This is a genomic window from Lederbergia panacisoli (assembly GCF_024626525.1).
GTDB lineage: Bacteria > Bacillota > Bacilli > Bacillales > Bacillaceae_C > Lederbergia > Lederbergia panacisoli.
In genome coordinates, this window is record NZ_JANJGU010000005.1 from 45,668 (window position 1) to 71,067 (window position 25,400).

General features: G+C 37.4%; 31 protein-coding genes. 24 read left to right on the plus strand and 7 right to left on the minus strand.

The features are described 5' to 3' along the window. Positions 1–3: 3 nt before the first annotated feature. From NQ185_RS09160 to NQ185_RS09170, 3 genes are all read left to right on the plus strand, one after another. On the plus strand, positions 4–942 hold the full coding sequence (locus NQ185_RS09160; protein ID WP_257581355.1) for an NERD domain-containing protein: 939 nt from the start codon (positions 4–6) through the stop codon (positions 940–942). Then, complete coding sequence (locus NQ185_RS09165) at positions 929–1,873, plus strand: diacylglycerol/lipid kinase family protein (RefSeq protein ID WP_257581356.1); 945 nt, start codon at positions 929–931, stop codon at positions 1,871–1,873. The genes NQ185_RS09160 and NQ185_RS09165 overlap by 14 nt, the downstream gene beginning before the upstream one ends. A gap of 216 nt (positions 1,874–2,089) precedes the next feature. Continuing rightward, positions 2,090–2,869, plus strand: a complete 780-nt coding sequence (locus NQ185_RS09170; RefSeq protein ID WP_257581357.1) for a phosphotransferase — start codon at positions 2,090–2,092, stop codon at positions 2,867–2,869. Here the strand turns inward: NQ185_RS09170 and NQ185_RS09175 are convergent. Beyond that, positions 2,860–3,138: a YtzH-like family protein gene (locus tag NQ185_RS09175; protein ID WP_257581358.1), complete on the minus strand. Its 279-nt coding sequence runs from the start codon at positions 3,136–3,138 to the stop codon at positions 2,860–2,862. The genes NQ185_RS09170 and NQ185_RS09175 overlap by 10 nt on opposite strands. 111 nt (positions 3,139–3,249) lie before the next feature. On the opposite strand from NQ185_RS09175, the gene trmB reads away from it, so the two are divergent. Both trmB and NQ185_RS09185 read left to right on the plus strand, forming a co-directional pair. Then, positions 3,250–3,885 carry a tRNA (guanosine(46)-N7)-methyltransferase TrmB gene (trmB, locus tag NQ185_RS09180; protein ID WP_257581359.1) on the plus strand — a complete coding sequence of 212 codons (636 nt, stop codon included), beginning with the start codon at positions 3,250–3,252 and terminating at the stop codon, positions 3,883–3,885. An 80-nt stretch (positions 3,886–3,965) separates the two neighbouring features. After that, positions 3,966–4,817 (plus strand): YtnP family quorum-quenching lactonase, encoded by an 852-nt coding sequence (locus NQ185_RS09185; protein ID WP_257581360.1) that lies wholly within the window; start codon positions 3,966–3,968, stop codon positions 4,815–4,817. A gap of 30 nt (positions 4,818–4,847) precedes the next feature. Here the strand turns inward: NQ185_RS09185 and NQ185_RS09190 are convergent, their stop codons facing one another. Then, entirely contained in the window at positions 4,848–5,159 is a 312-nt protein-coding gene (locus tag NQ185_RS09190) for a PepSY domain-containing protein (RefSeq protein WP_257581361.1), read from the minus strand. Between the two features lie 167 nt (positions 5,160–5,326). Here NQ185_RS09190 and NQ185_RS09195 point away from each other — a divergent pair, with 167 nt between their 5' ends. From NQ185_RS09195 to NQ185_RS09205, 3 genes are all read left to right on the plus strand, one after another. Then, positions 5,327–6,397, plus strand: a complete 1,071-nt coding sequence (locus tag NQ185_RS09195) for a M42 family metallopeptidase (protein ID WP_257581362.1) — start codon at positions 5,327–5,329, stop codon at positions 6,395–6,397. Positions 6,398–6,464: 67 nt separating this feature from the next. Continuing rightward, a complete protein-coding gene (locus tag NQ185_RS09200) occupies positions 6,465–7,013 on the plus strand; it encodes a DUF84 family protein (protein WP_257581363.1) in 549 nt (182 codons plus the stop codon). Positions 7,014–7,127: 114 nt separating this feature from the next. Next, positions 7,128–7,592 (plus strand): hypothetical protein, encoded by a 465-nt coding sequence (locus NQ185_RS09205; protein ID WP_257581364.1) that lies wholly within the window; start codon positions 7,128–7,130, stop codon positions 7,590–7,592. Positions 7,593–7,630: 38 nt separating this feature from the next. Here the strand turns inward: NQ185_RS09205 and NQ185_RS09210 are convergent, their stop codons facing one another. Continuing rightward, positions 7,631–8,071 (minus strand): YtoQ family protein, encoded by a 441-nt coding sequence (locus NQ185_RS09210; protein WP_257581365.1) that lies wholly within the window; start codon positions 8,069–8,071, stop codon positions 7,631–7,633. 138 nt (positions 8,072–8,209) lie between these two features. Here NQ185_RS09210 and NQ185_RS09215 point away from each other — a divergent pair, with 138 nt between their 5' ends. From NQ185_RS09215 to NQ185_RS09240, 6 genes are all read left to right on the plus strand, one after another. Continuing rightward, the gene (locus NQ185_RS09215; RefSeq protein WP_257581366.1) at positions 8,210–8,719 is read left to right on the plus strand and encodes a hypothetical protein; all 510 of its coding nucleotides are present in this window, start codon (positions 8,210–8,212) and stop codon (positions 8,717–8,719) included. A gap of 197 nt (positions 8,720–8,916) precedes the next feature. Continuing rightward, positions 8,917–9,228 (plus strand): thioredoxin family protein, encoded by a 312-nt coding sequence (locus NQ185_RS09220; protein WP_257581367.1) that lies wholly within the window; start codon positions 8,917–8,919, stop codon positions 9,226–9,228. A 141-nt stretch (positions 9,229–9,369) separates the two neighbouring features. After that, on the plus strand, positions 9,370–10,176 hold the full coding sequence (locus NQ185_RS09225) for a DUF1444 domain-containing protein (RefSeq protein WP_257581368.1): 807 nt from the start codon (positions 9,370–9,372) through the stop codon (positions 10,174–10,176). 14 nt (positions 10,177–10,190) lie between these two features. Next, a complete protein-coding gene (ytpR, locus tag NQ185_RS09230; RefSeq protein ID WP_257581369.1) occupies positions 10,191–10,793 on the plus strand; it encodes a YtpR family tRNA-binding protein in 603 nt (200 codons plus the stop codon). Between the two features lie 113 nt (positions 10,794–10,906). After that, entirely contained in the window at positions 10,907–12,364 is a 1,458-nt protein-coding gene (locus tag NQ185_RS09235; protein ID WP_257581370.1) for an aldehyde dehydrogenase family protein, read from the plus strand. 147 nt (positions 12,365–12,511) lie between these two features. Beyond that, on the plus strand, positions 12,512–12,931 hold the full coding sequence (locus tag NQ185_RS09240; protein ID WP_257581371.1) for a universal stress protein: 420 nt from the start codon (positions 12,512–12,514) through the stop codon (positions 12,929–12,931). Positions 12,932–13,037: 106 nt separating this feature from the next. Here NQ185_RS09240 and NQ185_RS09245 read toward each other — a convergent pair whose 3' ends face one another. Further along, the gene (locus tag NQ185_RS09245) at positions 13,038–13,952 is read right to left on the minus strand and encodes a serine hydrolase domain-containing protein (protein WP_257581372.1); all 915 of its coding nucleotides are present in this window, start codon (positions 13,950–13,952) and stop codon (positions 13,038–13,040) included. A 117-nt stretch (positions 13,953–14,069) separates the two neighbouring features. Between NQ185_RS09245 and NQ185_RS09250 the strand changes: the two genes are divergently transcribed. The 5 genes from NQ185_RS09250 to NQ185_RS09270 are packed head-to-tail and all read left to right on the plus strand — an operon-like array spanning position 14,070 to position 16,710. Next, positions 14,070–14,228, plus strand: a complete 159-nt coding sequence (locus NQ185_RS09250) for a hypothetical protein (RefSeq protein ID WP_257581373.1) — start codon at positions 14,070–14,072, stop codon at positions 14,226–14,228. A gap of 20 nt (positions 14,229–14,248) precedes the next feature. Next, positions 14,249–14,740 (plus strand): GyrI-like domain-containing protein, encoded by a 492-nt coding sequence (locus tag NQ185_RS09255; RefSeq protein WP_257581374.1) that lies wholly within the window; start codon positions 14,249–14,251, stop codon positions 14,738–14,740. Between the two features lie 4 nt (positions 14,741–14,744). Further along, complete coding sequence (locus NQ185_RS09260; RefSeq protein WP_257581375.1) at positions 14,745–15,254, plus strand: NUDIX hydrolase; 510 nt, start codon at positions 14,745–14,747, stop codon at positions 15,252–15,254. Next, positions 15,238–15,750 (plus strand): GNAT family N-acetyltransferase, encoded by a 513-nt coding sequence (locus NQ185_RS09265; protein ID WP_257581376.1) that lies wholly within the window; start codon positions 15,238–15,240, stop codon positions 15,748–15,750. Before NQ185_RS09260 ends, NQ185_RS09265 begins: the two co-directional genes overlap by 17 nt. A 15-nt stretch (positions 15,751–15,765) precedes the next feature. Further along, the gene (locus NQ185_RS09270; RefSeq protein ID WP_257581377.1) at positions 15,766–16,710 is read left to right on the plus strand and encodes a phosphotransferase enzyme family protein; all 945 of its coding nucleotides are present in this window, start codon (positions 15,766–15,768) and stop codon (positions 16,708–16,710) included. 64 nt (positions 16,711–16,774) lie between these two features. Here NQ185_RS09270 and NQ185_RS09275 read toward each other — a convergent pair whose 3' ends face one another. Beyond that, positions 16,775–17,233: a DinB family protein gene (locus NQ185_RS09275; protein WP_257581378.1), complete on the minus strand. Its 459-nt coding sequence runs from the start codon at positions 17,231–17,233 to the stop codon at positions 16,775–16,777. Positions 17,234–17,347: 114 nt separating this feature from the next. Here NQ185_RS09275 and NQ185_RS09280 point away from each other — a divergent pair, with 114 nt between their 5' ends. Then, on the plus strand, positions 17,348–18,100 hold the full coding sequence (locus NQ185_RS09280) for an alpha/beta hydrolase (protein WP_257581379.1): 753 nt from the start codon (positions 17,348–17,350) through the stop codon (positions 18,098–18,100). Between the two features lie 43 nt (positions 18,101–18,143). Here NQ185_RS09280 and iadA read toward each other — a convergent pair whose 3' ends face one another. Further along, positions 18,144–19,316 (minus strand): beta-aspartyl-peptidase, encoded by a 1,173-nt coding sequence (iadA, locus tag NQ185_RS09285; protein WP_257581380.1) that lies wholly within the window; start codon positions 19,314–19,316, stop codon positions 18,144–18,146. A gap of 168 nt (positions 19,317–19,484) precedes the next feature. Between iadA and NQ185_RS09290 the strand changes: the two genes are divergently transcribed. Beyond that, positions 19,485–19,673, plus strand: coding sequence for a hypothetical protein (locus NQ185_RS09290; protein ID WP_257581381.1), 189 nt, complete (start codon positions 19,485–19,487; stop codon positions 19,671–19,673). Positions 19,674–19,722: 49 nt separating this feature from the next. On the opposite strand, the gene NQ185_RS09295 is transcribed toward NQ185_RS09290, so the two are convergent. Continuing rightward, positions 19,723–20,358: a YhcN/YlaJ family sporulation lipoprotein gene (locus tag NQ185_RS09295; RefSeq protein ID WP_257581382.1), complete on the minus strand. Its 636-nt coding sequence runs from the start codon at positions 20,356–20,358 to the stop codon at positions 19,723–19,725. A 152-nt stretch (positions 20,359–20,510) separates the two neighbouring features. Between NQ185_RS09295 and NQ185_RS09300 the strand changes: the two genes are divergently transcribed. The 3 genes from NQ185_RS09300 to NQ185_RS09310 all read left to right on the plus strand — a co-directional run bounded on the left by NQ185_RS09300 (position 20,511) and on the right by NQ185_RS09310 (position 25,382). Continuing rightward, a complete protein-coding gene (locus NQ185_RS09300; protein WP_257581383.1) occupies positions 20,511–22,877 on the plus strand; it encodes a DNA translocase FtsK in 2,367 nt (788 codons plus the stop codon). Positions 22,878–23,119: 242 nt separating this feature from the next. Further along, complete coding sequence (murC, locus tag NQ185_RS09305; protein WP_257581384.1) at positions 23,120–24,439, plus strand: UDP-N-acetylmuramate--L-alanine ligase; 1,320 nt, start codon at positions 23,120–23,122, stop codon at positions 24,437–24,439. A gap of 457 nt (positions 24,440–24,896) precedes the next feature. Further along, positions 24,897–25,382 carry a DUF948 domain-containing protein gene (locus NQ185_RS09310; RefSeq protein WP_257581385.1) on the plus strand — a complete coding sequence of 162 codons (486 nt, stop codon included), beginning with the start codon at positions 24,897–24,899 and terminating at the stop codon, positions 25,380–25,382. Positions 25,383–25,400: the final 18 nt, after the last annotated feature.

Genomic DNA, 25,400 nt, shown 5'->3' on the forward strand with positions numbered 1-25,400 from the left:
ACGATGGCCCAGCTCATCAAATTACAAGATTATATTTCTCGCTATGAAACGGATCTGTCCCGGTACCCATCCCAATACGTTCGCTTGAAAAAGCAGCAGTGGGAGAAGGTAAAGGAGGCTTGGGAATCCGGTTCGTTTCATAATGAAAGAGAGATTTCAATACCGATAGCGTCTCAGGAAAGACAAAGCTTCTTCAAAAAAGTGAAGAATATATTTTCGAGAGTAGATGTAGAGCAGCTTGATCTTCAGCCTGATAATGAAGACAAAGACTTTAATTTCCTGAATTTTACCAATGCAAAAACAGAAGAAGAATTAAAAAAGGAATTTCTGGATCAACTTCTACGTTTCCAAATTAAATGGGCGAGCTCAACGATTCAAGAAAAATCATTTGTGAATGAAGAATATTATGAACATGAAAAGCTGCAACATTTTTTGCAGCGACTGCCGGATAATTTACTAGTACTGTATGAACCTATTTTTCTACTGAAAAAAGCACCAGTTGAAGCAGAGGTTATAGTGCTTACTCCCACCGAAATATGGTGTCTTGCTTTTTTGGAGAATGAAGATGATGCAGCTTACATCGGATCAAACGAGCACTTTTGGATAAAAAAATTCCAGAATCAAGAAGCGAAAGTTTTGAATCCTACGATGTCTGCGAATCGAATGGGAAAAATAGTCAACCAGCTTTTTCAATTATACGAAGTGGAACTGCCGATTCGTAAGGCGATTGTTTCAAGAAATGGTTTCATCGATTTTCCGGAAGTGCCAGGGGATTTATTTTTATTAGATAAGCGTTCTTATGAAGACTGGTTTCAAAGGATGAGAATTATAGCTTCTCCTATAAAAATGATGCAAATTAAAGGCGCGAAAGCTCTTCTGGAATATTGCCAGACAACCTCCTTTCGCAGGCCAGAATGGGACAGAGAAAATGAAGAGGAATGAACAAAGGGAACTTATTTTTATCGTGAATCCTGCCGCCAAAAACGGATATAGCTTACGGGTTTGGAAGAAATTAAAAAAACAATTAACAGATATTCCCCATGAAGTTTATTTTACCGAAAAAACAATGGATGGAGCTAAAATTGCCAAAAAGGTAGCGATGAAAAATTCTAATCCGGTTCTTATTGTTGCGGTCGGTGGGGATGGGACGATTCATGAAGTGATGAATGGGATAATGCATTTTCCTCATGTAACGGTTGCTTACATCCCAGCAGGATCTGGAAATGATTTTGCGAGAGGGTACAGGCTCCCGACTGATCCACTGAAGAGCATCGATTTCATCGTAAAGCATATGCATTCGCCATCTACTTTATTTGATGCCGGTATGTATAAGACGAATCTTGATGAAAGTGGATTTTTTGTAAATAGCGTTGGGGCAGGATTTGATGCCTTGCTTTCCATGAAGGCAAATCGCTCTAAAGTAAAAAGATGGCTCAATTACATTTCCTTAGGTAAGCTCGTATACGTCTACCTTATTATTACAGAGCTATTTCGTTATCGGCCAAATACGTTAACACTTGTGGTGGATGGGGAAACGAAGATTTATGAAAAAACTTGGTTTACCACTGTATCTAATCAGCAATATTTCGGTGGTGGAATGAAAATCGCACCTTCTGCAGATCCACGGGATGGCGAGTTTAATATTACGGTAGTCCATAATTTATCCAAGGTGAAACTTCTTTTTATCTTCATAACAGTATTTTGGGGCGGTCATTTAAAATATAAAGAAGTAGATTCATTCACTGGACAAGATATTGCCATTCGTTTCGAACAGCCTGTACGAGTTCATGCAGATGGAGAGGATATTGCGGAAACACCTTTTTTTGTAAAAATCTCTCCCAAAAGCTGGGGACTCATCCAAAATGCAGAATAATATTATTAAATTCTTTCGCTATTTTATGATTTCCGTAAAAACGTCTTGACGAAAAACGACAATTAGCGATAAAATTTAATAACTGATAGCTATTGCAGTCAAATTAGTTACAATAGCTGTCTTTTTTTATTGAATAAGGTTATCAAATTTTTATGCGCTTTTATTACGACATTTCGGGGTATTGACTCCGTTGATATAAACGAAGGTGAACATAAAGTGGATTTTTTATTAGGGCAGGATTGGGAGATCACTCCTGCTGGCGGAGCAACAGGAGAAGCTTTTTTTGCAAAAAAAGATAATAAAAAGCTGTTTCTAAAGCGTAACTCTTCACCATTTCTTGCCGTGTTATCAGCGGAGGGGATTGTTCCAAAGTTAATTTGGACAAAAAGAATGGAAAATGGTGATGTCATCACGGCCCAAAAGTATTTAATTGGGCGAGAGTTCAAACCTACTGAAATGGCTGATAAAAGGGCAGCGAAATTGTTAAAAAAGATACATGAATCGCAGCCACTTTTAACGATGCTCATGCGTATGGGGAAAACGCCATACGGTCCTGCCCAACTGCTTGATGAGGTGGAATCCACCATTGATCAAGGGTTATTAAATGTACAGTTGGTGAAAGCCGCCCATCTATTTCTTCAAAAAGAAATTGCGAATATATATTGTGAAGAATGGGCTGTTTGCCATGGCGATGTCAATCATAATAATTGGCTGATTTCGGATAAAAATGAAATTTATCTTATTGATTGGGATGGCGCGATGATTGCCGATCCAGCGTTTGACCTTGGATTGCTTCTCCATTGGTATATCCCAAAAGACCAATGGGAAAAATGGCTTGAACAATACGGCAAGCCATTGACTGCTGAGCTTGAACTTAGAATGAAGTGGTATACTATTGCCCATACATTATTATCCATCCAATGGCATAAAAACAAAAAACGATTCCGTGAAATGGAATATTGGGTAAATTATTTAGATCATTTTCATTATGAATAAGAATTAATTTGTCCTACCCACTGGGAGAGCTCTTCCTGGTGGGCATTTATATGACCCGTGAGATCAGATGAGTTTTTTCCTGACTGGCAATATGTATATATTTCTTCTAAAAGTGGCTGCATATCCGGAGATATGGAATTGCCCGCAAGTAAGGATTTTATAAGTCTTCCAAGCTGTTCACATTCTGAAACAGATCCACAGCAATCTTCAAGGTGATTAACCAAAATATCTTGAAGTAAACCCATTTGATCTTGAAACTTAAGTGACATACGAATTTCTCCTTTTTTAACTAATAATATTGATGCTAGTGTACGGAGAAAGTCTTGTATTTATTCATAAGACGTAGTTGGCAAGCAACATAATAATGAGGTGTAACTTACATGCGTTTAAGACATAAGCCTTGGGCGAGAGAAAAAATTGAAAACTATCCACAGTACGTAATTCCTAATCCCGAGCAATTTCGTGGCAACTGGAGTGCGTTGTTTGAAAATAATCAGCCTATCCATATTGAAGTAGGCACTGGTAAAGGGCGCTTTGTAACTGAAATGGCAAAAGCAAACCCCGATATTAATTATATAGGGATTGAACTCCAAGAAAGTGTGATTGTAGCGGCACTTGATAGATTAATAGAAGCTGAGCTTCCTAACGTAAAACTAATGAATACAAACGGCGAGGATTTACAAAAGTTTTTTGCAAGAGCCGATGTAGAACGCGTCTATTTGAATTTTTCCGATCCATGGCCAAAAAATCGTCATGAAAAAAGACGATTAACCCATGAATCATTTTTAAGTTTATATGAAAAGATTTTAATAAAACATGGTGAAATTCATTTTAAAACGGATAATCGTGGTTTATTTGAATATTCATTAGTAAGCTTTTCAAAATATGGGCTTAGGTTAAAATATGTAAGCCTTGACTTGCATAATAGCGATTTCGAAGGAAATATCATGACTGAATACGAAGAAAAATTTTCATCAAAAGGTCATCCAATTTATCGGTGCGAAGTAAAATACTAATAGCGCGAATCCACTAATCATATATAGTGGATTTTTTTTATGCTAAAATCAACATAAAGAGATGGAAGGATGTGGGTATCGTGGAGTTTTTTAAACTAGGAGCAATCACCTTGACTTGGCTGAATGGCGGAGTTACTCATATGGATGGCGGCGCGATGTTTGGTGTTGTCCCAAGACCATTATGGACTAAAAAATATCCTGTGAATGACAGAAATCAAATAGAGTTGCGGACAGATCCTATTTTTTTACAAATAAATAATAAAAATATATTAATTGAATCTGGCATCGGAAATGGAAAATTAACCGATAAGCAAAGAAGAAATTTTGGTGTGACTGAGGAATCAATGGTATCAGAGTCATTGGCTGAACTTGGTTTAACACTTAAGGATATTGATATTATTTGTATGACACATCTTCATTTTGATCATGCATGTGGGTTGACGAAGCCGGATGGAGAGGGCTTTACTTCCGTTTTTCCCAATGCAGTTATCTACACATCAGAGGTCGAATGGAATGAGATGAGAAATCCAAATATTCGTTCGCGGAATACATATTGGAAAGAGAACTGGGAGCCAATTCAAGAGCAAATTGTGACATTTAAAGATAAGCAGGAAATAGAAGGGACCATCACGATGATTCATACGGGTGGGCATAGTGATGGACATTCTATTATTGTGGTCGAAAGTAAAGGGGAGCGTCTCGTCCATATGGGGGACCTTATGCCAACCCATGCCCATCAAAATGCCCTATGGGTGCTTGCTTATGACGATTATCCAATGGATTCGATTCGAGCAAAACAAGAATGGATTCCATCTACGATGAAGGATGAAAATTGGTTTACTTTTTACCATGACGGTCATTATCGCGCTTTAAAGTGGGATGAGGAAGGAAATATTTTGGATGCGGTGAAAAGAAATAGAGAAGACAAGTAAAAATCAGAGGCTTGTGAACCTCTGATTTTTCTATAAAGGGTAAATATCGATAATACTTCCCGTATAAGCGTCAGCGATGAATTCATATTGCTGACGTTCTCCGTTTTGTCTCGTCGTTATTCCGCCTCGATATACTTTTGTTTGAATCGCATATTTTTTATAATCCTCTGGCTTCATTTGCAGCCAAGAGCCATCAATTTTCCCTTCTTTTTTAAATGCGTTTTTTACATTAGCGAGAACTTCTTCTCCAGATTTTGGCATCGTATCTTTTAGTTTTTTGCTTAAACAGTAACCTCCGACTACACCAGCAGCCGTTCCAACTAAAAAAGATTTCCAATTCAAACGAGTGCACCTCCGAATTTGGTAAGTAATTTAAGTATACAGGAAACACTTTATTTCTTCGACATTTAGCTTAGAACAATTATTAACATACGGAATAATGGCAAGAAAAAACGAAGTTCTGTAAAATAATAAATGTACATAGATTGGAAAGATCAGGAGGTCTGAAAATGAATCAAGAAACACTCGACTTATTTAAAACACTTACCGAACTCCCCGGAATTGCTGGAAATGAGCATGCTGTCCGCAGCTTCATGCGCGAACAATTGGAAAAATATGCGGATGAAGTGGTTCAAGACCGTTTAGGCGGCATCTTTGGAGTGAAACGTGGAGATGAGAATGGACCAACTGTCATGGTGGCGGGGCATATGGATGAAGTTGGCTTCATGGTTACGAATATTACCGAAAATGGAATGATTCGTTTTCAAACGATAGGTGGTTGGTGGAGCCAAGTTTTACTTGCTCAACGCGTTCAAATTATTACTGACAATGGACCGGTAGATGGTGTTATTGGTTCTATTCCGCCACATTTATTAAGCGACGAGCAACGGAAAAAGCCTATGGATGTTAAAAATATAATGATTGACATTGGTGCAGATGACAGAGAGGATGCAAAAAAAATTGGCATCAAGCCTGGTCAACAAATCGTTCCAGTATGTCCATTTACTCCTATGGCGAATCCTAAAAAAATTATGGCTAAATCATGGGATAACCGCTATGGTTGCGGATTATCAATTGAACTTTTGAAAGAATTAAATGGTGAAAAAATTCCGAACATCCTTTATTCAGGGGCAAATGTTCAAGAAGAAGTAGGACTAAGAGGCGCCACGGTTGCTGCAAATATGATTAAACCTGATATTTTCTTTGCACTTGATGCGAGCCCGGCAAATGATATGTCAGGCGACAAAAATGAATTTGGTCAGCTCGGTAAAGGCGCACTTCTACGAATTTATGATCGCTCCATGGTGACACATAAAGGAATAAGGGAATTTATTCTAGATACGGCGGAAACGAATAATATTCCGTATCAATATTTCGTTTCCCAAGGTGGAACGGATGCTGGGAAGGTCCATCTTTCAAACGAAGGGGTTCCAAGCGGTGTAATTGGGATTTGCTCGCGTTATATTCATACTCATGCATCAATCGTTCACGTTGATGATTATGCAGCAGCTAAAGAACTGCTTGTGAAGCTAGTGAAGGCGAGCGATCGCTCTACTGTGGATTCTATTATTCAAAAATAAGAAATGATAAGAGGTGGAGTAAACTTCGCCTCTTTGTTATGAGAAAAAGTTTATGAGGTGGTACAACATGAGAATAGCTGTTGGCTCAAAAAACGCAGCAAAAATTAAAGCTGCAGAAACGGTTTTGCGTGATATCGGTTATAGTAATGAACTTATTCCATTAGATGCTCCTTCGAATGTAAGCGGAATGCCGTTTTCAGATGAAGAAACGATGAAAGGGGCAATGAATCGTGCGGAATATTGTATAGCTCAAGGAGATGTGGAAATTGCAATAGGTCTTGAGGGTGGGGTAACCGAAACCCCGAAAGGACTTTTTTTGATCAACTATGGAGCACTGGCCGAAAAAGGCAAGGAGACGATCGTTGCAGGCGGAGCACGAATTATGCTCCCTGATGAAATTGCCGAACGCCTTAGAGCGGGGGAAGAATTAGGTCCCGTTATGGAAGATTACAGCAAAAAGAAAAATGTGCGTTCTAAAGAAGGAGCAATTGGCATTTTTACCCACGGTATGGTTAATCGTGATGAAATGTTTATGCATATAATGAAATTACTTGTTGGACAAAGAGGGAAGAATCTATTGGTTTCTAAAGAAATGGGAGAAACTGAAGAAGCTTAATCGAGACTTAAATTGAGAAAATGATGGATTTCCGTTTCGATTGAAGCCCAATCGCAACGCAAAATGGAAAAATCACTGCTTAGCGTCTCGATTGAAGCCGAATCGCAACGCAAAATGGGGAACCTGCTGATTAGCGTCTCGATTGAAGCCGAATCGCAACGCAAAATGGGAAACCCGCTGATTAGCGTCTCGATTGAAGCCGAATCGCAACGCAAAATGGGAAACCCGCTGATTAGCGTCTCGATTGAATCCGAATCGCAACGCAAAATGGGAAACCCGCTGATTAGCGTCTCGATTGAAGCCGAATCGCAACGCAAAATGGAAACCCCACTGCTTAGCGTCTCGATTGAATCCGAATCGCAACGCAAAATGGAAAAATCACTGATTAGCGTTTCGATTGAATCCGAATCGCAACGCAAAATGGAAACCCCACTGCTTAGCGTCTCGATTGAATCCGAATCGCAACGCAAAATGGAAAAATCATTGCTTAGCCTTTCGATTGAATCCGAATCGCAACGCAAAATGGGAAACCCGCTGCTTAGCGTCTCGATTGAAGCCCAATCGAGACGCAAATCATAAAAACCATCAAATTCCGTCTCGATCAGGTCCAACTCAAATCAATCAAAAATATAAGCAAGGGCTTTAATTGCTTGGTTGACTGTTTCTACTGTTGCATTCGCTTTCCTTGATAATTCTTTTAGGGGGTGGTGCAATTCTTCAGGGCGTATGAGAATTAATGGCTTCCCTAGTGAAACAGCGGAACTCGCATCCATAGCGGTATTCCATTGTTTATACTTTTCACCAAATAACGCAATAACTAAATCGGCCTTTTGCATGAGCACTTGTGTACGCAAATTATTAAAGCTTGAAGCTGCAGCATCACGGAAAATCGCATTAGGTTGTTCACCTAGTATTTCTTCACCTATAGCATCAGAACGATCATGATCTTCCATTGGTCCGACAAAATCAATAGGAAGCTGCAATGCTTTTGCCTTTTCTTTTATTTCTTCACGCCAGCTACTGTGAATTTCACCTGCTAAATAGACGGTTAACCTCATAATTGATCCCTCCTATATGTATTAAAAGTATTGTATCATTAATTTCCATTACTTTCTTTGTCCTTGCACGGGGTTGTCAAGCTGTTTTTAAGAGTAGTATGATAGACATGTGAGTTAAGTAGTATAGGAGGAAAGATCATGAAAAAAATTATGGCAAGTACAGTGATCTTGTTAGGAGTTTTGATCATTGCCGCTTGTGGGAAAACGATAGAAGAAGAAAAAGTAAAAGCTGAGGAAAACGTTGAAAAGGCTTTTCAAACTAAGTCTGAAAATGCAAACGAAGAAATTCAGTCCATTAAGTTCAATCTACCATCAGGATTTACAATAAAAGATGAATCACCTAATAATATTATTTTGGAAAAAGGAGATCATCCTTATATCCTTTTTTATAACCCTAACGAAGATCTAAAAAGTAATGCCCTTTATGATGGTGTCGTCGAGCATGCCAATAAGGTAATTACGAATAAAACATTTGCGGATGAAGAACGCTTTGGTTACTTAGTAATCAATGAAATGGATAAAGATATATATGAGGTTACCGCAGGTATTGGCGGATTTAAGGCGACTTCTGAATCAGACTTAAAAACTTTGGCAGCTGACGCGGAACTATTGATGGAAATCGTTAATTCTACCTCTTTTAAGGAATAAAATAGACGGAGCGAATCCGTCTATTTTTTTATCCTTTTTTTAAAAAATGACTTGAAACACAACTAACGTTTTGTTTCAAGTCATTTTATTCCATACTATCGGCCTTGCTGTGATAAACTTAATCAAATCGGAATATATAAGGAAGCTCTGCTGGATCAAACCCGGCCAAATGTTAATCAACACAGGAGGGAAAAAGAATGGATAAATTACAATCTGTTGAACAATTTGAAGCATTAAAAAATGAAGAACGAACAATCTTTATGTTTTCTGCCGACTGGTGTGGTGACTGTAAATTCATCGAACCATTTTTACCAAGACTCGAAGCGGATTATCCTGAATATACGTTTATCGAGGTAGACCGCGATCAATTTATTGATTTATGCGGCGAGCTCAATATTTTTGGTATTCCAAGTTTTATTGCCTATCATAATGGTGAGGAAGCAGGCCGTTTCGTGAGCAAAGACCGTAAGACTTTGGAAGAGATTGAGGAATTTATAAACGGGCTGTAACTTCTGTTGATAAATAATATTGAAAACCTCTACAATTTTGTGGAGGTTTTTTGCAATAAATTCTTACACGAACTTTGAGACTCCGAATACTTTCGTGTAAAATGAAGGATAGTTTATTTAAGCCCAAGGAGGGGTGAATGGATGAAAATGGATGAAAAAAAATTAAGAAGAGAATTGGAGAAAAGGCTTGAAAAACAAGGCCGCTCTTTTACATATGATCGCGGGAAAGAAACACTTCGGATTGAAAATGATGAAACAGGAAAAGGGATTGATGTTGCTCTTTCCGGAATCGTTGCGAAGTGGCATGAACAGAAAGACAAAGCGATTGATGAAGTTGTTTATTATGTCGAAGAAGCATTAAATGTGATGGGGAAAGAGCAAACCTTGGCAGGAAGTGAAAAGAAAATATACCCTGTCATTCGCTCTACTTCTTTTCCACTTGAAACAAGTGATGCTATTCCGTTTATGACGGATGACCATACAGCTGAAACGAGAATCTATTATGCACTTGATCTTGGTAATACATATCGAATGTTGGATGATAAATTGATTGAAAAAGAAGGACTGGATCCACAAAAAATTCGAGAAATGGCGCGTTTTAATGTCAGGTCATTATCTACTCAAATGAAAAAAGATTCACTTGCCGGAAATGACTTTTTTTTCCTAAATTCGAATGATGGTTATGATGCAAGTAGAATCCTAAATGAAAAGTTCCTTCAAGAAAAAGCTGAAACGATAGAAGGAGATATGATAGTGGCCGTCCCTCACCAAGATGTACTGATTATTGGGGATATCCGCAACGGAACAGGTTACGATATTCTTGCCGAATTAACGATGAGCTTTTTTACCTCGGGGACAGTTCCCATTACAGCACTTTCATTTATATATGAAAACGGAAAATTGGAACCAATCTTTGTTTTAGCGAAGGATCATAAAAAAGAAGACTGAAAGGGGAAGGCAACATGAATGTATTTTATAATTTTGAAGGTGTAGGCGATTGTTTACTAATTAATTTGGGAGATATCGAGCATAGAACGTTTGAGCGTAAAGGGGATGTTGCTCGTATATATGATGAAAAAACTAATAAAACGGGCGGATTTAATGTGTTTAATGCTTCACAATATGTTCAAATAGAGGCAAAAGGTAAGGTAGAGTTAAACGAAGAAATCGTTGGAAAAATTAATGAGGCCCTAACTAAAAACGGATTTGAAGGAAAGCTGGATCCCGATTTTTCTCCCAAATTCGTTGTCGGATTTGTTAAAGAAAAAGAAAAGCATCCAAATGCAGACAAGCTTAGTGTTTGTAAAGTGGATATCGGAACGGAAGAACTTCAAATCGTTTGTGGTGCGCCTAACGTTGATACTGGACAAAAAGTTGTCGTAGCTAAAGTGGGTGCGGTCATGCCTAGTGGAATGATTATTAAAGATGCAGAACTGCGTGGAGTGCCATCCAGTGGGATGATTTGTTCAGCAAGAGAATTGCAACTTCCTAATGCACCGCAGGAAAAAGGGATTCTAGTTTTGGAAGACGAAAAGTATGAGGTAGGACAGGAATTTAAAAACTAAATCATTAATAATATGTAAATCCATCAAACCTAATAGGGGCGATGGCTTTTTTTTATGTTTAATTTAGATTCTATCAAGGAAGAGTATAAATAGAATCATATAGGAGGATGCATATGGAAAAATACAATGAGTTAAATAAACAGTTTATATCTGGTGTATGGCGAGATGGAAAGAGTAAAACCAAATATGAGGATATGAATCCATATAATCAGGAAGTGATCACTACCATTCAAATGGCTGATTATAATGATATAGATGAGGCTTACACATCTGCCAAAAATGCACAAAAAAGTTGGGAAAAAGTCAATGCATTTGAAAAAGCGGATATTATGGAAAAAGCAGTACAAATTATGAAAAATCGCCGTAATGAATTGGTAGAGCTGCTTATGAAAGAGTCAGGATCTTCTTTCGTAAAAGCAAATGTAGAAGTAGACTTCTGTATTTCCATAACGCGAGAAGCAGCAAGCTATCCAATGCGTATGGGCGGGGAAATGGTTCCATCACTTGTCCCAGGAAAAGAAAATCGTCTGTTTAGAAGACCTTTGGGCGTGCTAGGTGTCATTAGTCCTTTTAACTTTCCAATGTATCTTTCAATGCGTTCTGTTGCACCCGCGTTAGCTGCAGGGAATGGGGTTGTTCTCAAGCCCGATGAACAAACGGCGATGTCGGGAGGAACGATTATCGGTAAAATATTTGAAGAGGCAGGTCTTCCGAAAGGATTATTTAATGTAGTAATGGCTTCGATAGAAGAAGTGGGAGACGGATTTGTTGATCACCCCATTCCCCGAATGATTTCCTTTACAGGCTCTACACCTGTAGGAAAACACATTGGAGAGTTATGCGGGAAAAATATAAAGAAGGTTGCATTGGAGCTAGGCGGAAATAATGCAATGATAGTATTGGAAGATGCAGATTTGGATAAGGCAGTTCATTCGGCTATTTTCGGAAAGTTTATGCATAATGGCCAAATTTGTATGGCAATCAATCGTATAATTGTTCATGAAAAAATCCACGATGAATTTTTAGAAAAGTTTGTGGAAATGGCTAAAAAAATACCTGTTGGTGATCCGACGAATAAGGAAAATTTAATAGGACCACTTATAAATGCAGGTGCTGTTGAACGTATACTTGGTGAAATAGAAAAAGCGAAACAAGAAGGAGCAAAAGTAGTTCATGAAGGGAAAGTGGAAGGAAGCATCATGCATCCAACAATTTTAACATCGAGTTCAAACAATGTAGCAACTGCTAAAAATGAAATGTTTGGTCCCGTTGCAACAGTTATTCCATTTAAAACAGAAGAAGAAGCCATTGAAATTGCAAATGATACACAGTACGGATTAAGTGGAGCAGTGCATGCCGGTACAATTGAAAAAGGAGTTCAAGTGGCTTTGAAATTGGAAACTGGAATGGTGCATGTAAACGATCAAAGTGTTAATGATGAACCGCTGATAGCATTTGGCGGTGAAAAGCAATCAGGTATAGGCAGATTTGGAGGAAGATGGTCACTCGATGAATTTACAACCTATCAATGGATCTCCACTCAAGATACTACACGTGAATATCCGTTTTAGCATGAAAAAAGATGGGACAATTTTTTGTTCCCATCTTTTTTAGGTTGTGCAAAATCATTTTTTCTGGGATAATTCTCATACTGCAGAATACATAAATTTTAGTAGAATTATGTAGGAGAAAATAAGATAAAAAGGCAGGGGAACAAAATGTACAAAAGAATATTACTTGCAGCTGATGGTTCCGAAAACTCTATTCGTGCAGCTGAGGAAGCAGTTAAAATTGCATCTATTTCGGAAGACTCCGTCGTAGAAATCGTCTTCGTCATGGACTTTTCGAGAGCGTCAAGTGACATACTCCAAAGCAAGGATGCTGAAACATTGGAGTTTGAACGTCGAAAAAAACTCTTGCCAATCGAGGAAATGTTTAATCAAGCGAATGTATCACATAAAATGACATTGCTCCATGGTGATCCAGGTCCAGTCATTGTTGAATATGTAAATAAGCAATCATGTGATATGGTTGTGATGGGCACTCGGGGTTTAAATACACTTCAAGAAATGGTACTTGGCAGTGTCAGTCATAAAGTAGCGAAAGATGCAAAATGTCCGGTTATGATAGTAAAGTAATTATATAAAAAATAGAAATAAACGTAACTAGGGTATGAAATCGGCAGGATTTTATACCCTATATTTTTACCTATTAAATAAGTTGAACGCTGTTTCATGATTTCTTTTATTCAAAGAAAAATTTTTTAAATAAATCCATAGGAAGAAATGTATGATTGAATAATTCGCTAGTGAATACGATAACAAATTCAAATGCAGGATTAATGATGATAAAATTACCTCCATATCCCATTGCGAAATAGATGGAGGAACTAAGTCGCGCATCCTCTAGAACCCACCAATGATAGGCATATGAGCCGATCCAATCATAACCCTCATATTTCTTTGAAGTAGATGCTTCAATCCAATCTTTAGAGACGATTTGTTTATTTTTCCAAACCCCATTTTGTAACATTAAAATGCCAGTTTTTAATAAATCCTTTGATATTAAGGACAAACCAAAGCCACCAATTCCAATCCCTTTGGAATCCTGGTGTAGGCGATAATCAGTAATTTCCAACGGTTTAAAAAGTTTTTCGAATGCATATTTTTCTAATGTCATATTGGATGCTTTTTGGATAATTGCGCTTAATAGGTGAGAGCAGCCTGAATTATAGGACATGATTTCACCAGGTGCAGTGACCAATTCTTTCTCCAATACAAATTGAACCCAATTATTACTATTAATCATCGGGAAAGGTCGTCCGCCCCAATCGCCGAATTCTTCCCATTTGAATCCCGGCGTCATCGTCAGCAAGTGTTCGATCGTAATTTGTTTCTTAATGTCGTCTTCAAGATCAGGGAAGTAAGGGAAAATCGGCGTTTGTACGCTTTTAATTAATCCTTCATCAATCGCAATTCCAACCAAAATAGAAACAAAACTCTTTGTCACAGAATTCACCTTATGCAATTTATTTTCCATTTTCCGATTTTTATAATATTGGAAAATAGTTTCGCCTTTATGATGAATTAGACAGGAGTTAATTTTTTCTTTTTGAATTTCTTTTTCAAGAAAACTAAAGTTTTTGGAAGGTATCTCCATGTTTCCTCCTTAGTAAAACAAAAAAATTACCAATTTTTTAAAGGCATCATCTATAATTATATTAATTAAATATTGCTAATACAATGAATTAAAATTGTAAAGAAGGGTGGAAATATATTGGGAGATAATGGATACTTTGTTGGTTGGGGGACACTGACATTAATAAACGCAGGATTAGCTCAAGCGAAAAATAGAAGTGGATTTAATTGGTTTTTACTTTCAATTATTCTTGGTCCGGTTGCTACATTTTTACTTGTAGTTCTGGAAAAAAAATAAACACAAAGGGAGTTGGGGAAATGACAATCGAACAGAAAAATGATGGCGCTCTTACTTCAAAAGAATCGTTCCGAGCAATTGGATTTAAATGGGAAGGAACATTTGCTGAAGCAGGTGAAGGGGGAATTCGTAAAATTCAAATGGAGTTGATAAATAGGTTGAATGAGATACCTCGAATTGTGAATCCAGATATTTTGCTTGGTCTTTCTTATCATGCAACTCTCGGAGGCAACGGCTTTACGCATTATGCTGCAGTTGAAGTCGATAATGTGGATGAAATTCCTTCAGGCATGGTCAGCATAGCTGTCCCAACTTTGACATATGCAACATGCGAACATCGGAAGGGACAAAATATAAAACGTTCCTATGATAATGTTTATGAGTGGATTCTAAAGGAAGGATTAAAAGAGAATAATGTGGACCATTTAACACATTTTGAAAAATACCCGATGACTCAAGATCCATATTCGACCGATCCTGAATTCACGATTATGATCCCAGTGAAGAGGTGAAATTATGCATTCAACATACGTAAACTGGAATGGAAAAGTCAAATTAACTTGGAACACTAGCTCTGTTCTTCCGGAACGGAACTTAATTACGAGTGTGCATGGTTTCTGTTTTTATAATAGCAAATTATTAATGATCGATTTGAATGATAGAGGCTGGGATTTTCCAGGCGGACATATTGAAGTAGAGGAAACGCCAGAAGAGTGTTTTAAGCGTGAGGCAATGGAGGAAGGGTATGTAGAAGGAGATTGTCACTTTTTAGGTTATATTGAGGTGAATCATCAGGAGAATATTAATTGGAATGATAGCAGCCCTTATCCAGAAGTAGGCTATCAAGTGTTTTATCGAATGGATATTCAAAAGCTTCATCCTTTTGCGGGAGAATATGAATCTTCCAAGAGAATATTTATTGCTCCTAATAAAGTGCCTGAGTATTATGATGGGTGGAATGGAGTACACGAAGGAATTTTGAAGGAAGCTAAGCGAGGTTTAGTGATGAATGAATATCAGGACTGAAACATCCAATGACTTTAAAGCTATTTATGATTTGAATTATGAGGCGTTTGGCAACCGTGATAACGAGTCAAAATTAGTAGAGCGGATTCGGGAATCTTCTGGCTTTATTCCCGAGCTTTCAATTGTAGCTGAAACAAATGGAGAAATCGTTGGCCATATTTTGCTAAGTAAAGCAAATGTTATAGATGGAGAAGATATTACCGAAGTAATTGTTCTCGCTCCCGTAGCTGTAAAACCAAGCTTTCAAAAAAGAGGAATCGGAAGTCGATTAATTCTTGAAGGATTAAAAATAGTGAAAGAATTAGGTTATGGACTCGTATTATTGATTGGGCATCCTTCCTATTATCCGAATTTTGGGTTTAAGCCAGCTCGGCAATATGGAATAGAATTGCATCAATTTAATGTGCCGGATGATGTTTTTATGGTGTGTGAAGTCAAACCGGGGGAACTTTCTCTTGTTAAAGGGGAGTTAAGGTACCCGCCAGCATTTTTTTAAAAGAGGGATTCTATAGTGAATGATAAAATAAATGACATTCTTAATAGAGTATTAGATAAAGATATAAGAGGTCTTAGCTTAGAATCAGAAGGATTTCAAAATATCGTTGCTACGTTTAATATAGATGGCAATTATTATGTTGCACGGTTAAGCAATAAGAAAAAAGAATGGATTGAAGCTGAGATTAAATGGTTGAATTATTTGCAAGACAATGGGATTCGTCTTGCAGCACCTGTTCAGTTTAATGGCTTGGATAAAATAATTGAAGTCGCCATGAATCAAGAAAGTTATTTGCTTACTTTTTTCCAACATACTTGTGGACAGCCGGTAAATGTATTGGATAGTACTGAATGGAATGGTGAATTCTTTTATCGGTGGGGGCGGACGATCGGATCCTTACATTATATTTCTGCATCTTCACTCGATCGGCCAAAAGGTTCGGCAAATTTCCATTCCGAGGAAAATTGGCTGAATGAATGTAAGGAATATTTAGAAAACCAGCTCAATAAATTTCCAAAGACCGCCAATAACTTTGGACTTATACATAATGATCTTCACCAAGGGAATTTTCATATCACACAAGGTGAGATTGTTCTTTTTGACTTTGATGATTGTGGATATCAATTTTTGGCCCAAGATTTAGCTGTTTCAGTCTATCATTCCTTATGGACAGGAACTTCTTTTCATCCCGAGTGGGAGGACTTTCCTAATTATTTTCTAACTCATTTTTTAGAAGGTTATCTTTCTGAACGACGACTTACAGAAGATATGTACGAACAGCTTTTAATTCTTTTGCAAATGAGAGAGCTGTTTTTATACAATTTATTCAAGGAAAAATGGCATCCGGAATCGATGCAAGATTGGCAATTAGAAAAACTTCAAGAATTAGAACGTCATTTGAGGGAGAAACGAATTCCGTATGAGCGGGAACTGAAGAAAGTAAAACATTATTTTATATAAAAGGTATATGGATTGAAAACATCTAAAAACCCCTTTCTCAAACTAGAGATAGGGGATTTTGATGTTATTTTAAAGCATTATCAATTGATTTAATAATTCCGGCATGGAGACCTTCGTGAAAATTGATAAATTGAAGAAAAGCATTAACACTGTCCATCCCATACGTTGCAATTGCAAATGATTTAGAAGCCTTATTATTTATTTTTCCTACGAAAAATTTATCAATATATCGGCTTTGTATTTTCAAGGCCTCTATCAATTCTTCCGCGGAAGGAGGGGTACCCGTCCAATCAGATGGCCGTGTTCCAGGCGCAAAAAATGCTCCCCATTCGGGATTTTTCATTTCATACTGTTCATCAGCTTTTTTCAATAATGCTTCTGCAGTAATAAATATATGTCCAACATTCCAGCGAATCGAATTAGAAAAGTCATTTGGAATATCATCCCAATTATCCATATTTGTCTGATTAAGTGCTCTTATCGTATAAGTACGAGCAAATTGAAACTGTTTTAATGTAACCAATTTGCATTCCCTCCTCTTTCCAGGTTAATCCCATTATATACCATATTAATACTCGTTGTTATGATATAAAAGTGCTAAAATAAGAGTAGTTTAAAATAGAAAGGGTGACCTTATTTGCAACAGGCTGTATCTATTTCTCATAATGGTTTTAAACTGCGTGGAATGGAACATATTCCAGCAGGAGAAAAATTACCTGCAGTTATTTTATTCCATGGATTTACGGGAAATAAGCTCGAACCTCATCGCTTATTTTTAAAAATTTCAAGAGCGTTGGAAAAACAAGGCTTTGCCAGTTTTCGCTTCGATTTCCTAGGCAGTGGAGAAAGTGATGGCGATTTCGAGGATATGACTGTAACGAAAGAGTTTGAAGAAGCAGGCACGATATTCGAGTATGTAAAATCCCATCCAAAAATTGACGAAAATCGAATTATATTATTGGGCCTTAGCATGGGAGGACTCGTAGCTAGTTTATTAGCGGGAGAATTGAATAACGAACTCGAGAAATTAGTCCTACTTGCACCAGCAGGAACAATGGATCAAATCGTAGAGCCAATGGAGGCAAATGTTCCATATATCGCTAGCCACGATGCATATGATCATGGTGGAAACCTTGTCGGCAAAGCTTTCGGAGAAGATTTAAAAACCTTAAATGTGTGGGCGCGTGCAGCAAAATATGAAGGAAAAGTTCTCTTAATCCACGGAACAAAAGACGATGCCGTCCCATATGAGGTATCTAAATTATATATTGAACATTGTTATGGAGATCAAGCCACTCTACATACTATTGAGGACGGAGATCACACATTCAATTCATATCAATGGGAAAATGAAGTGATAGATTCAATCTTGGATTTTGTCCAAAAATAATGTAAGGTAAAAAGCCGATTCACAAAAAGAATCGGCTTTTCAATTATTCAAACGTCCCCTTCACAATCGCCTCACCATCTTCAACCATAATCTTACCCATTGCAAAAACTGTATTAATCGACCAATCGTCTTTATTTAATAAAACCAAATCAGCATCCTTACCTTCTTGAATCCTACCTTTTTGGTCCAGTTTTAAAATGGCAGCTGGATTTTGGGTAATCACTTTAAAAGCTATTTCAGGAGGAATTCCTTCTTTCAAAATAGAATCTTGGACTTCGGCAAAAAGTGAGGAAACCTTTCCAATTCCTAATCCGGTAAAATTCCCATTTTCATCAAATTTCGGTAGACTTCCTTGAGCATCAGAAGTGAATGTAATTTGTTCAATATTAATCCCTTCATCTAGCAATCTTGTTAAAGCTTTGCTGCATTTAATATTCCAATCTTCCATATCATTTGGTATCGAGCTTGTTGTAAAATCTATATAGCCACCGTTTCGTGCATATTCAATCGCTGCTTCAAATAAATGCGGGTTGCGATTCATATGGGTTGGATAAAATTGCTGAATTGGAATCTCGGTTGTTTTCACGACTTCTTCAATTAATCGCAGATGTTCATAACTGTCACCAACATGAACATTCACAACTCCAGCTTTGCCGGACAGCATGCCTCCAATTCTAGCAGCAGATGCAATTTTGGCCAATTCTTCGACAGTTGGTTGGGAGGAACGATGATCGGCAATGGCAATTTCCCCGACACCAATAATTTTATCTACAAGGATAAGATCATCTTCAATTTTTTCCATTAATGTTTTGACAGGAACTTGGTAGGAGCCTGTTTGAACATAACAAGTAATTCCTTCTTCTTCTAATCCGCGTGCTTTGGCAATTAAATTAGACATCGTTCTTGTCGTCCCATCAGTACCAATTACTCCGATAATTGTCGTAACGCCGGCAAGTATTGCATCTGTCAATTGGAGTTCTGGTGTCCTTGTTCGATAGCTGCCTTCGCCGCCGCCTCCAGTGATATGTACATGAGCATCGATAAATCCAGGAACAAGTATTTTATCTGTAGCATCCACAACATTTATTTGAACAAAATCCCTAGGAACATCAATCTTGTCCTGAATAAAACCAATCTTTTGATCAACGAGCAGAACATCTTTTTTTCCAATATAATTAGGAGAATAGATTTCCCCGTTTTTAATTAAAGTTAACAAAACCATTCAACCCTTTCATTATGTTAAAATCCTTATATTTTATTGTACACCTTTTTCTTATCCCATTAATGACTTTAAACGTTACCTTATATTCAATATAATTAAAAATAGAACTTGAAACTTAAAGGTAAATTAAGTCGTATATATATTAGATCGGAGGGGCGGAAAATGAGTGATCAAAATCAAGATCAATTAATAAAAGAGATAGCTGAATTGAAAGAAATGGTCAGAAAATTAGAATCTGAAATAGAGGATATTAAATTTTTTACAAAAAGACCACTTCTTGATTCGGGGACAATCGGAACCGTCGGAGGTATCATTTTAGGGGCACTTGCCATTATCGGGATATTTTGGTGAAAGAAACATGCCCTTCGCGATATGCAAAAGGGCATGTGTTTTACTTTACTTAACGTGAGTTCGGGAACACTCGTCTTACAGTATCGCTAAACTCATTAAAGAACCCACTTACTGGACGTCCGGCGTTAATATCATTTCGATAGCCAGTCATACGATTAAAGAAATCCGGGTTTTCTGATATATAGACATTATCGATATTATTATCGACATCTCTAACTTGTTTAGCGATTTTCCTTTGTACTGTACTGGTCATTTCGTTATTACCTTTATTGCTTAGCTTTACAGCTACATACGCATTTCTTCTTGTCACAAGAACATTCGCAGAATCAACCTCTTTTAGTTTTGCAATATCATCTGCAATATGATCAGCTACATCGATTCGATCATTGTCATTGAAATCCCGATTATTGTTTACACCAAATCCATTTCCATTATTATTAACACCATTTCGAGCATTGTTAACATTGAATCCGTTATCGACACCTACACCATCTCTTGTTGCCATATTCCGATTATTATTTGTCCAATTTCTGTTTGTATCAACATTAGGGTTATAGCGAACACCAAGTGGTGTATTTGCATCATTATTTGCAATTTGGTCATTATTTTTATTGTTAGTTCCGCATCCACCCATCAGCATTACGGAAACCAAACCTACACAAGCAATGGATTTTGCAAATTTCATTCATTCTCCTCCTTTTAATCGTGATTCTTTTATAATGTTCCATTTGCCTCAATTTTTATCCTTATTTTTTGTTATAATGAATAAATGACAGCTATGACGGTATCTGGTAAAAAGACCGTATTTATACAGAATTGAAAGAATAGAGGGATAAGATGTCCTGGTTGAAAAAATTACTATCTAAAATAACATCCGAAGAAACGGAAGAAGAATATATTTCAAAATCTAACCATGTTTTTCAGCATACAGAAATGGATACACGTATGAAATATCAATATCCTAAAGGTCCATTTCGTTTCCCATTGATTGAGGATCCGCCTCGGAGACAGGAAAATAGGCCAATACGAATGAATGAAGATAGAATTCCGCAAAATCGTACTAATATGTCTGAAAATATACATGTCAGAAGAACAAAGAAAAATTTGCAAAATGTTGAGCTCGAAAGAGAAAACCAACAAAAAGCAAACCAACAAAAAGCAAACCATAATAAGGCCGCAAGCAAAAAAATTGAACCAGCTAATAAACAACCTTTTCGTGCGACAGAGATACCTTCTCCAATATTTGGATTCGGACGACCTGGGAAAAAGGAATTTGAATACGAACTGAATGATTCTTTTTTGGAAATAGAAGACGTCGATAAAGAAACGGAACTTGAATTTGATTATGTAGAAAATCACGAAGAAACCCATGAAGAAACCCATGAAGAAACCGATGAAGAAACCGATGAAGAAACCGATGAAGAAACCGATGAAGAAACCGATGAAGAAACCCAAGAAGAAATGATAATAAAGGAAGAAATCGAGAGCAGCAGCGCAGATATTCACGAGGTTCCTAAGGCGAAAAGTGAATCTCCCACCTTAATCTTAAAGGAAGAGCCTAAGGAAAAAAAGGAACCGGAAAAGAATGAAGAACCTATTATAAAAAGCGAATCTCCTCGTCAAAGATCACACTTGCCTTTTAATGTTTTAATGTTAAAAAAAGATAAAGAAAAATGGCAACAAAAACAACTAGAAGGAAATAGAAAAGAAGAGATACCAGAACAAATTCAAATTGCAAGGTCCGAAACGGCTTCGGCAATTCAAGAAACAAATAAAGAAAAAGGAATTTACCATTTCCCTGCATTAAGACTGCTTCAACCACCTATTATTAAATCGGCAAATAAGGAATGGCTGGAAGAACAAAAGGAACTGCTGAATGAAACGCTTATTAATTTCAATGTTAATGCTTTTGTTGTTCATGTAAGTCAAGGTCCAGCCGTCACTAGGTTTGAAGTTCAGCCTGAAAGGGGAGTGAAAGTAAGTAAGATCACAAATTTAAGCGACGATATTAAACTAAGTATGGCAGCAAGGGATATACGAATAGAGGCGCCAATACCAGGAAAGCGTTCGATCGGCATTGAAATTCCAAATCAAGAAAGCCGTCCTGTACAAATTAGTGAAATTATCGGAAGTAACGCATTTTTAGAAAACGAATCCCCTCTTACAGCTGTGCTTGGCCTTGATATTTCAGGTGATCCTGTGGTGACAGATTTAAGAAGAATGCCACATGGATTAATTGCAGGGGCTACAGGATCAGGTAAAAGTGTTTGTATTAATTCCATTTTGGTCAGCTTGCTTTATAAAGCGAAACCTGATGAGCTTAAGCTTTTACTAATCGATCCTAAAATGGTTGAACTCGCTCCTTACAATCACATCCCACATCTCGTAAGTCCTGTGATTACGGATGTAAAAGCAGCAACTGCTGCTTTAAAATGGGCAGTTGACGAGATGGAACGCCGGTATGAATTGTTTTCTCATGCAAGTGTTCGGGATATTGGGCGATTTAATGAGTTGGCAATGGAAAGCGGGCATTATAGTGATAAACTTCCATATATCGTCGTTGTGATTGATGAGCTGGCTGATTTAATGATGATGGCACCAACAGATGTTGAGGAATCTATTTGTCGTATAGCACAAAAGGCGAGAGCATGTGGAATTCATTTAATTATTGCAACACAGCGACCTTCCGTTGATGTCATTACCGGTTTAATCAAAGCAAATGTACCAACGAGAATTGCTTTTTCCGTTTCATCTCAAGTTGATTCCCGGACTATTATTGATATAAGTGGGGCGGAAAAATTACTTGGTAGAGGTGACATGCTCTTTTTAGGAAGTGGGTCATCCAAACCTGTCAGGCTTCAAGGCACTTTTGTTTCAGATCAAGAAATTGATCGTGTAGTAGAATTTGTGCGTACTCAAGGAAAGCCTAACTATATGTTTGAGCAGGAAGAATTATTGAAAAGAGCTCAAGTACAAGAAGATGAAGATGAATTATTTTTCGAATCATGCGATTTTGTCGTTAATCAAGGAAGTGCCTCAACTTCACTACTTCAAAGACAATTTAGAATTGGTTATAATCGTGCCGCTCGCTTAATGTTGATGATGGAGCAGCAAGGAATCATCTCTGAGGCAAAAGGAAGCAAGCCTAGAGATGTTCTAATCAATGAGCGAGAATTAAAAGTATTAAAAGATTCTCTAGAATAACTGAACTGAAAATGTTATTCTTATTTTTAGATGTTTTTTATGTTTTGTAGATGACAAATGGTCAATACACATAATCAATGTTATAATGTCTAAATACAAAATATCATAAACATTTTTAAGCTTTTACATACTAATCTTCTTGCCGTTAATAATAATGGCAAGGATTGATAAAAGCGACTTGAGCAAAATGTAGTTAATCATCATATGATGCAAATAGACAGACGATTGTTGGAGGTTCAAATATGACTGTATACCATTTCGTAGGTATTAAGGGCTCTGGGATGAGCGCACTTGCACAAATTCTTCACGATATGGGATATAATGTGCAAGGCTCGGATGTGGGGAAATACTTTTTCACTCAGGCGGCTCTTGAGGACTCAAAAATAAAAATATTACCATTTCAGCGCGAAAATATTACACAAGGCATGACGGTAATTGCCGGAAATGCTTTTCCTGATACTCATGAAGAAATTGATGAAGCATTGAGACAAGGGATTCCCGTTATAAGATACCATGCATTCCTAGGAGAATTTATGAATAAGTTCACTAGTATTGCTGTTACTGGGTCCCACGGGAAAACTTCCACTACAGGCTTGCTTTCCCATGTCATGGGTGGCGCCAAGCCCACTTCTTATCTGATTGGTGATGGAACTGGAAGTGGCGTGAAAAATGCGGAATACTTTGTGTTTGAAGCTTGCGAATATCGAAGACATTTCCTTTCTTATTATCCAGATTACGCCATTATGACAAATATCGATTTTGATCATCCTGATTATTTTTCAAATATTGAAGATGTGTATTCAGCTTTTCAAGAGCTGTCAATGCAAGTAAATAAAGCAATTATTGCTTATGGGGATGATGATCAGCTACAAAAAATACAAGCTGAGGTACCGGTATTATTTTATGGATTTGGGAATGGAAATGACTTCCAAGCTCGGAATCTTCAAAAATCCACAAGTGGTACAAAATTTGATGTTTTTGTACGTAATCATTTTTATGCGACTTTTGAAATTCCCACCTTTGGCGACCATAATGTATTAAATGCCTTATCGGTAATTGCGTTATGTCATTATGAGGAAATCAACGTAGAAGTGCTGCAAAGTCAATTGAAAACTTTTGGCGGTGTTAAGCGTCGTTTTACAGAAAAAGTAGTAGGAGATCAAGTATTGGTAGATGATTATGCACATCACCCAGTTGAGATTAAAGCTACTATCAATGCTGCTCGTCAAAAATACCCGAATAGTCAAATTGTCGCTGTATTTCAGCCGCATACATTTACACGTACCCAAACGTTCTTACAGGAATTTGGTGAAAGCTTAGGGGAAGCGGATAAAGTATATTTATGTGAAATTTTTGGTTCTGCCCGGGAAAATCACGGGAAGTTATCCATTAATGATCTAAAAGCAAAAATAGATGGGGCGGAAATTTTACTTGAAGAAGATACGTCTCCACTGTTAATGCTAGATAACTCTGTTCTACTCTTTATGGGGGCTGGCGATATTCAAAAATTTCAATCAGCTTACGAGAGCCTTTTGCAACAGCAATTGAAAAAAGCACAATAAAGCGAAAAGCGCCTTGAGAAGAGGAAGGAAGGCTAAGAACGCAACGTCCTGTTGGCAGGCTCATGCTGCGACGTCCTGTCGCTTCGCCTGCACTAGTACATCCGTGTACGTTGCACCGCCTTCCTGACCCGCATCCTGCGGGCCTCCGACAAGCAAATGTTCTGAGTCAAAAAAAGTCCGTTTTTTGACTTTTATTGACTCAGGTTATTTGACCTCGAGGGGCTAGGCGCTGGAGCTGGACAAACACAGATGAATAAGAGGTTGCCCCTCTGGCCTTGTACTAGCAAGACTTTGGGTCAACCTCTTTTATATTATTTTGGAATACTTCATTTTAAATAAGTGAATTATAATACATAATTAGGAAGGAAATCTTCGCATTAATAACGAAGTATAAATTATCTGTTTATGAATAGTTGAACAAGGGTAAAGTGAATTGTACATTGGGAGGTGCTGCATCATGCAGATTATTTTATATTTAAGTGTAGCATTAATTGCGATTGCGTTTTTTATTTTAGTCTTAAGCTTAACTAAAACATTAAAAGCAATGAAAGAAACGCTGGAAAGTGTTTCGCATACACTAGATGGACTCGAGTCGCAGCTAAAGGGTGTCACAGGGGAAACAACGATGCTATTACATAAAACAAATGCCCTAGCGGACGATATTCAAGGGAAAGTTGAGAAGTTGGATACTGTCGTTCATGCTGTTCAAGGTGTAGGAAATACAATCCAAGATATGAATGACTCGCTTAGAAAAGTATCTACATCTGTTTCATCGGCAATGGTTAGAAATCAAGATAAGGTCGCTCAAGTTGTGCAATGGGGCGCAGTAGCAAAAGAGTTAAAAGATAAATGGTTTGGTGAAAAAAACAAACATCAAGACAATAAGCCATTTGATTCTGAAGTGAAAATCCACACCCATCAACTGGAACGCAGTAATAGCTAAAAAAAGTAAATAAAAGGA

What these genes read in the sequence shown, in the direction of transcription:
- ytpR (WP_257581369.1), top strand. Translation starts at nt 10,191, where the DNA reads ATGAATGTATTTTATAATTTTGAAGGTGTAGGCGATTGTTTACTAATT.
- NQ185_RS09300 (WP_257581383.1), top strand. Translation starts at nt 20,511, where the DNA reads ATGTCCTGGTTGAAAAAATTACTATCTAAAATAACATCCGAAGAAACG.
- NQ185_RS09240 (WP_257581371.1), top strand. Translation starts at nt 12,512, where the DNA reads ATGTACAAAAGAATATTACTTGCAGCTGATGGTTCCGAAAACTCTATT.
- trmB (WP_257581359.1), top strand. Translation starts at nt 3,250, where the DNA reads ATGCGTTTAAGACATAAGCCTTGGGCGAGAGAAAAAATTGAAAACTAT.
- NQ185_RS09260 (WP_257581375.1), top strand. Translation starts at nt 14,745, where the DNA reads ATGCATTCAACATACGTAAACTGGAATGGAAAAGTCAAATTAACTTGG.
- murC (WP_257581384.1), top strand. Translation starts at nt 23,120, where the DNA reads ATGACTGTATACCATTTCGTAGGTATTAAGGGCTCTGGGATGAGCGCA.
- NQ185_RS09245 (WP_257581372.1), bottom strand. Translation starts at nt 13,952, where the DNA reads ATGGAGATACCTTCCAAAAACTTTAGTTTTCTTGAAAAAGAAATTCAA.
- NQ185_RS09255 (WP_257581374.1), top strand. Translation starts at nt 14,249, where the DNA reads ATGACAATCGAACAGAAAAATGATGGCGCTCTTACTTCAAAAGAATCG.
- NQ185_RS09220 (WP_257581367.1), top strand. Translation starts at nt 8,917, where the DNA reads ATGGATAAATTACAATCTGTTGAACAATTTGAAGCATTAAAAAATGAA.
- NQ185_RS09215 (WP_257581366.1), top strand. Translation starts at nt 8,210, where the DNA reads ATGAAAAAAATTATGGCAAGTACAGTGATCTTGTTAGGAGTTTTGATC.
- NQ185_RS09160 (WP_257581355.1), top strand. Translation starts at nt 4, where the DNA reads ATGGCCCAGCTCATCAAATTACAAGATTATATTTCTCGCTATGAAACG.
- NQ185_RS09295 (WP_257581382.1), bottom strand. Translation starts at nt 20,358, where the DNA reads ATGAAATTTGCAAAATCCATTGCTTGTGTAGGTTTGGTTTCCGTAATG.
- NQ185_RS09225 (WP_257581368.1), top strand. Translation starts at nt 9,370, where the DNA reads ATGAAAATGGATGAAAAAAAATTAAGAAGAGAATTGGAGAAAAGGCTT.
- NQ185_RS09195 (WP_257581362.1), top strand. Translation starts at nt 5,327, where the DNA reads ATGAATCAAGAAACACTCGACTTATTTAAAACACTTACCGAACTCCCC.
- NQ185_RS09205 (WP_257581364.1), top strand. Translation starts at nt 7,128, where the DNA reads ATGGGGAACCTGCTGATTAGCGTCTCGATTGAAGCCGAATCGCAACGC.
- NQ185_RS09310 (WP_257581385.1), top strand. Translation starts at nt 24,897, where the DNA reads ATGCAGATTATTTTATATTTAAGTGTAGCATTAATTGCGATTGCGTTT.
- NQ185_RS09235 (WP_257581370.1), top strand. Translation starts at nt 10,907, where the DNA reads ATGGAAAAATACAATGAGTTAAATAAACAGTTTATATCTGGTGTATGG.
- NQ185_RS09165 (WP_257581356.1), top strand. Translation starts at nt 929, where the DNA reads ATGAAGAGGAATGAACAAAGGGAACTTATTTTTATCGTGAATCCTGCC.
- NQ185_RS09175 (WP_257581358.1), bottom strand. Translation starts at nt 3,138, where the DNA reads ATGTCACTTAAGTTTCAAGATCAAATGGGTTTACTTCAAGATATTTTG.
- NQ185_RS09265 (WP_257581376.1), top strand. Translation starts at nt 15,238, where the DNA reads ATGAATATCAGGACTGAAACATCCAATGACTTTAAAGCTATTTATGAT.
- NQ185_RS09210 (WP_257581365.1), bottom strand. Translation starts at nt 8,071, where the DNA reads ATGAGGTTAACCGTCTATTTAGCAGGTGAAATTCACAGTAGCTGGCGT.
- NQ185_RS09290 (WP_257581381.1), top strand. Translation starts at nt 19,485, where the DNA reads ATGAGTGATCAAAATCAAGATCAATTAATAAAAGAGATAGCTGAATTG.
- NQ185_RS09200 (WP_257581363.1), top strand. Translation starts at nt 6,465, where the DNA reads ATGAGAATAGCTGTTGGCTCAAAAAACGCAGCAAAAATTAAAGCTGCA.